This is a genomic window from Pirellulales bacterium (assembly GCA_035939775.1).
Classification (GTDB): Bacteria; Planctomycetota; Planctomycetia; order Pirellulales; family DATAWG01; genus DASZFO01.
The window spans coordinates 1-5,849 of record DASZFO010000018.1; the positions used below are offsets into that span (position 1 = coordinate 1).

Consider the following 5,849-nt stretch of genomic DNA (forward strand, 5'->3'; position numbering starts at 1 on the left):
TATCCCTTTTCATCTCCGAGGCGTGCCGGCGCCTTGCGCAGGCAGGTCAGGCAAGGGGCGTTCGGCATCGTAGAAGCGACGGATTCCGCGCTCGAAAAGGCGATTCGGGACGAATCGCAGCGCGAGATCGCGGAGGCGCGCCTTGATGCGGCTAGAGGTCAGGAATGTGCCGTGCGCGCGGACAGCACTGTCGCGGTAGCGGCGGGCGATGGGGGTCATCAGCTCCTCGTAACGCGCCAGCGAAGTGGTAAAGTCGTCCGGATTGCGCGCGAGGCAACCGGCAAGAATGTGCGCGTCCTGGAGAGCCAGCGAACTGCCCATCCCCGAAAGCAACGTAGGGCAGTGGGCGGCGTCACCGATGACGGCGCAGCGGCCCTGGGTGATCCGCGGCATCTCGACTTGGTTTATGGCGTCGGAAAAAACAAAATCATTCGCGCCGATGTTGCCGAGGACGCGGACCACTTCCTCGGGAAAACCGGCACAGGTCGCGAGCAGATAGTCTCGCATCGCCAGCGGATCGTCGTGAGGCGGAGGTTCCGCGTTCGCACCAACATAAACTACGGCTGACACGGAGTCGGGAGCGACCGGCAACAGATTCACCATGCTTCCGATGCCCAAGTAGGAATGCGCCACCGCGCGCAGACCGTGGCGGAGCGTTTGCGAGATCGCGATGTAGTGACCGCCGAGCGGCCGTTCAAAACCCTCGCCGAAGACAAGGCCGCGGACGCGCGAGTGGACTCCGTCCGCACCGACGAGTAAATCGCCCCGCCCAGTGCGGCCGTCGCTCAACCTGACCTCGACGCCGTCGGCCGCGGTACGAACTTCCTCGATCTGAGTGCCGAAACGGATATCGGCACGCTCACGCACGAGTTCGTAGAGCGCGGCCTGCAGGTCGGCCCGACGGAACAGGATGTAACCGCCGAGCGTCTTGGCGAGCGCCGCAGTACGTTCTTTTCGCAGGAGTCGCTTTGCCGCAGTGTAGAAATAGACTTCTTCGATCGGCACAGCGCGCGCCTGGCAGGCGGCCAATATCCCCATCCGACGCGCCATCTCCACCCCGTTTCCTTTGAGCGAGATATAGTGGCCGAGCGCCTCGAAGCGCGGCGCGCGCTCGATGAGGACGGTCGAGGCGCCGATTCGGCCGAGCCAATGGGAGAGCGCTAGGCCTGCGATCCCGGCGCCGGAGACGATCACCTTCAGCGTCATATTGAAGAAGTGGTGAAGAAGGGTTAGACCTATTTATTAAACAGGTCTGCTCTCTTCCCGTGTCAATTCAATGACTCCCGAACCCATTTCCTCCCTTGGGATTCAGAGGCCCGAGGACGTGTAAAAAAGTGTCCGAACGACTCCCGACCCCTTTTTCACTCCGGTTGGCTGGAACAACGCCGATCTTACTTCTTCGACTTATCCTTGTCCGAGTTTTTATCGTGCCCGTCGGCCTGAGACGACGAACTCGCGCTGCCGACGGCTCCATTCGCTCCGCCTCCAACGCGGGTACCTTGCGCGGAGTTTTGTTGGGGGCCGGGGGTGCCGAATCGCTGTCCGCCCGGTCCGTTTGTCGTCAAGGGGGGAACGCTCTTTCCGCCTTGGTTGGCCTGAGGCCCGACGATAGCGACACCTTGCCAAGCCGGTGGACTGTTGGTCGATGCGCCTTGAGATTTTCGATCGGGATAAAGTTGGTTCGGATGCAGCCGATACCACTCCAACTCAGCCCAACGCTCCTTCAAAAGTTGCTGCTCTAATAGCTGATTCTGGTACTCCAGTTGCCTGTTTATCGCATCGAGGTCGGGATCACTTGCAGTTTGGTTTGGGCGGTCGATCGCTTCTTGCGCCTGAGCTTCTGCCTCGGCCGCCCTGGCCGCCGCTTCTCGGGCCTGCGCCTGCCGACGAGCGGCGTCAGCGGCGGCGTTTGCTTGGCCGGCCGCCAACTCGGCCTGCTTTCGCCGCAATTCCAGGTCGCGTTCTGAGGCGAGCCCGCGGAAGTATTGCAAGAAATCGGTCCTGGAGATCGAGTCTTTCTTCGATAAGTCGCGCTTGATGACTGGCTGTGGTGGAGGTTCGCCCCCCAGGATCCCATCAGCGGCTAACCGATCCAGAGCGTCAACGATTTTAGTTTGCGAAGCCCTAAACTTGCTTTGCGGCAGCCCTTTGTCGGTGCCCCCCGCTCGTTCGAACACGGATCGCGCCATGATCGCGATTTTGTCAGCACCGTTCGCGGTCGGTGTCCACACGCTGGCGACCATAATACTGCACAGCCCCCCCACAAAGATTTTCGGAAGGATCCTGCTCGTCCTGGTCATCTCGTCACCCCTGCTTTCTGAAAAGTTTGCACCCGTCCACCTGATCGTCCCATCTGGAAACACTCTGGTCCAAAATGTTCAACGAGGGATGTAGCCGATTGTACCGGAAACCCGCCACAAAGAAACGACTTCTTTTGGCGCGGTTCGGCGGAACTTGGCTATAAGCCTACTGTGATCGTCGTCAAATGTCCGACGTCCCGAAAAATGGCCCACGTGGAATCAAAATCGTCGCGAAAAAAAGCGAACGCGACTCGAATTAGGAACGAGTCGCGTCCGCCCTGTCCACTTTTCCTCAATCAGCACCGTGCGCCGGAAGGTCAGCCAAGGGGCGCTCGGCATCGTAGAAGCGACGAATGCCGGGTTCGACTTATCCCCTTTTGCTTTTCCTCATTTCTGCATGGTAATCAGTTCATCGACCTTCGGATTCTCCTCGATGGCGATGTTGGCATATTCGTCCACTAGCCCGCCATTATGCATCTGAATGGCGAATGGCCCCTTCTTTCCCGCCGCTGGGTCCTTGAACCGGGCGATCTCGATCGCGGGCGCGCCCGGCGGCTGTGCAACCGCCAGGCGGGCGGCGCCCGACTCGGCGTCCACCAGCAGCTCCACCCGGCTCCACTTCAACGGATCCGCTTTCGATTTTGTAATGGATGTGAAGAACTCTTTTCCTGAGTTGTTCTTCCCGGGACGGTAGTCCCAGTGGAAGCCCTGCGGCACCATGAATTGCACAGCTCCCAGCATGTCCAGCGGCTTCTCATTCTCCGCGGGATTGGTGCAGAAGAACAGCACGCATGCGGGATGATCCTGCTTGGGTTCCGCCGACACGTGGCGGATGTCAAAGATCACACGGTACCTGCCATACTGCCCCTGCGTGGCGATGACTCCCCGGCCCTTGCCCAGGCTCACCAGCGCGCCGTCCTTCACGATCCACTGTTCCGGCGGAATCTGCCTCCAGCCCGCCAGGGTTTTCCCGTCAAACAGATGGGTCATGCCAGCAGGCAGCGGCGCGTCGGGCGCCGACGTAGGTTGGGAGGTCGACGCTGCTGAGGCCGTCGGCGCGGTGGTAGGAGTCGCGTTCTGGGCGATGCTCAGCCGAGTCAGTCCAGCGATCGCTGCCATGCAAACACCGCAAATCGGAAGCGTCCACTTCATACGATTTTCCTTTGACGAAGAAATGGGCTCGGGTGCCGATGTTTGCTCGATTCGAGCAGTTTCGCGAGCGCCAACTTCCGGCACTAACTACCCGCGTCCAAATCTCGCGGCCCATCTCCGCCGCCCATGAGCGGGGCGTGGCCGAGGGCGCGGCGGGCGATGCTCAGTTGCCCGGTGTGGATCCCTTCGTGCCAGATCGCCATTTGGAAGGCGTCGGCGTAGTCTTTGATGAAGTCGGGAGCGCCTTTCGGAAGTGACCGGTTGAGATCGTTCTCGGTCAGCCGATCCAGGGCCGCCATGAGCGCTTGCCGACGGTCGCGAAGGAACCCCAGCACATCTTCGGCCGGCGGATAGTCGGCCGGATTGCTGCTCGGCTTGCTCCCCATCCCAAATTTCTCTTTGAATCCGGCGGGCGGCTCGGTCTGTTTATCTGGCGCGACCACGCCGACGATGAAATTGTCGGTCAGCGACATGTGCCCCGCGAACCAGAGCGCATGATTGGCGTTGGGGTGGACCTGGTGCGTCCAATCCTGCGGCGTTTTGAACGAGGCCAGCATCCCTTCGCTCGTCTGCCGAGCCTGCTCCAACCACGACTTGAGCCGGTCCTTATAATTCATCACAGAATCTCCTGAGATTGTTCCGTTGTTCGCGAGTTCGTTTGCCGTCGCAGCATCATACCAACTTCCGGCGGTTTGACGACGGGGGCATGAGACCGTACAACATCGTCTGGCCGCCAAGCGGCGCTCCGGCCTCCGATGAGAGGCCCCCGCAAAGGGGAGCTGTGAACCTGGTCAGGACGAAAGTAGCAGCCATAAGCAGTCATCTCTTTGTGCGGCGGGCCTCTCATCGGCGGCCGATGGCCTGAATGACGAATGTCTAATGACGAATGCCCAATGAATGACGAATGACGAAGCACGAATGTCTAAAGAATGACGAATGTCGAAGCACGAATGACAAAGGAATCAACGATTGCCCGAATCAAGACCGTTGCAGTGCCCGCTCACGCTTCGTCCCGCCGCGACGGATCTTCGACATTAGGGCTTCGTCATTCTTTAGACATTCGTCATTAGTCATTCGACATTCCCCCATCCTATGGCCGAAGTTTTCCAGAGCGAATTGATCCCAATTGACGATATTGCCGCGGCAAATAGCGGGCCGGGCGACTACGTTGTCGTCGCGCGTCGGTATCGGCCGCAGACGTTCGCCGAATTGATCGGCCAGGAGCACGTCGGCCGCGGGCTGACCGGGGCCATCCTCTCGCATCGCGTGGGTCACGCCTATCTATTCACCGGCGCGCGCGGCGTCGGCAAGACGTCGGCCGCGCGAATCCTCGCCAAAGCGCTTAATTGCGTCCACGGGCCGACGCCCACCCCGTGCAACGAGTGCGACATCTGCCGCAGCATCACGTCGGGCGACGATATGGACGTGCTGGAAATCGACGGGGCGAGCAACCGCAATATCGACGACATTCGCCAGCTTCGCCAAAACGTCAACGTCCGGCCGAGCCGCTCCCGATTCAAGGTCTACATCATCGACGAAGTTCACCAGCTAAGCCGCGATGCATTCAACGCCCTGCTCAAGACGCTCGAAGAGCCGCCGGAGCATGTCAAGTTCATCTTCTGCACGACCGAGCCGGAAAAGATTCCGATCACGATCCTCTCGCGCTGCCAGCGCTACGACTTCGCGGGGATTCAAACCGGCTCGATCGTCGAGCGGCTGCGGCAGATCGTGGCGGCCGAAGGAGCTGAAGCGGAGCCGGAGGCGTTGGCGATCCTCGCCCGCCGCGCGGCCGGCTCGATGCGCGACAGCCAATCGCTGCTCGAGCAGCTTCTTGCGTTCGGATCGAAGCGCGTGACGCTGGCCGACGTGCATGCCATGCTCGGCACGGCGGGCGGAGAGCGGCTGGCCGGATTGGTCGGCCATTTGGTCGGGCGCAATTCGGCGGCGGCGCTCGAGGATTTGGACACGGCATTGGCCGAAGGCGTCGATGTTGGCCAGCTTATGGATCAGCTCCTCGGCTATTTTCGCGACGTGATGGCGGCCGCGGTCGGATGCCCGGCGGATAGCTTCCTGCACACGGCGCCGAGCGACCAGGAAGCGGTGGCGGCCGCGGCGAAACGGCTCGGGCTGGAAACGGTTCTCGCCGTGATGCAAGTCCTCGATCACACGCTCTCGCGGTTGAGGTTCAGCACGCACGGGCGGACGCTCGCGGAGTTGGCCCTAGTGCGAATTGCGAATTTGGGCGATTTGGATCGCCTGACCGATCTGATCGCCGATTTGCGAAACGGGGCTGGTTCGGCGAACGCGGGTGTCGCGTCCTCGTCGCCGCCATCAATGGCAAAAAAAAAAGCTGACCTGAGACCGGTCGCCGAAGCCGACCCATCCAACGCGACCGCC

General features: G+C 61.0%; 5 protein-coding genes and 1 other RNA gene. 2 read left to right on the forward strand and 4 right to left on the reverse strand.

Annotated elements, in window-relative coordinates:
* Nucleotides 1–9: 9 nt before the first annotated feature.
* The 4 genes from VGY55_00860 to VGY55_00875 form a co-directional block, all read right to left on the reverse strand.
* Nucleotides 10–1,206 carry an FAD-dependent monooxygenase gene (locus VGY55_00860; GenBank protein ID HEV2968504.1) on the reverse strand — a complete coding sequence of 399 codons (1,197 nt, stop codon included), beginning with the start codon at nt 1,204–1,206 and terminating at the stop codon, nt 10–12.
* A gap of 185 nt (nt 1,207–1,391) precedes the next feature.
* Nucleotides 1,392–2,189 carry a hypothetical protein gene (locus VGY55_00865; GenBank protein ID HEV2968505.1) on the reverse strand — a complete coding sequence of 266 codons (798 nt, stop codon included), beginning with the start codon at nt 2,187–2,189 and terminating at the stop codon, nt 1,392–1,394.
* 498 nt (nt 2,190–2,687) lie between these two features.
* A complete protein-coding gene (locus tag VGY55_00870) occupies nt 2,688–3,452 on the reverse strand; it encodes a DUF1080 domain-containing protein (GenBank protein ID HEV2968506.1) in 765 nt (254 codons plus the stop codon).
* 83 nt (nt 3,453–3,535) lie between these two features.
* On the reverse strand, nt 3,536–4,069 hold the full coding sequence (locus tag VGY55_00875; GenBank protein HEV2968507.1) for a DinB family protein: 534 nt from the start codon (nt 4,067–4,069) through the stop codon (nt 3,536–3,538).
* A 137-nt stretch (nt 4,070–4,206) separates the two neighbouring features.
* Between VGY55_00875 and ffs the strand changes: the two genes are divergently transcribed.
* Nucleotides 4,207–4,303, forward strand: an RNA gene (gene ffs / locus VGY55_00880) — signal recognition particle sRNA small type.
* Nucleotides 4,304–4,544: 241 nt separating this feature from the next.
* Nucleotides 4,545–5,849 (forward strand): DNA polymerase III subunit gamma/tau (gene dnaX, locus VGY55_00885; GenBank protein ID HEV2968508.1); only part of this gene is annotated, 1,305 nt, incomplete at its 3' end.

Bases quoted from the DNA above. Each gene is read 5' to 3' on its own strand.
- VGY55_00860 (HEV2968504.1), bottom strand. From the start codon at position 1,206: ATGACGCTGAAGGTGATCGTCTCCGGCGCCGGGATCGCAGGCCTAGCG.
- VGY55_00875 (HEV2968507.1), bottom strand. From the start codon at position 4,069: ATGAATTATAAGGACCGGCTCAAGTCGTGGTTGGAGCAGGCTCGGCAG.
- VGY55_00865 (HEV2968505.1), bottom strand. From the start codon at position 2,189: ATGGCGCGATCCGTGTTCGAACGAGCGGGGGGCACCGACAAAGGGCTG.
- VGY55_00870 (HEV2968506.1), bottom strand. From the start codon at position 3,452: ATGAAGTGGACGCTTCCGATTTGCGGTGTTTGCATGGCAGCGATCGCT.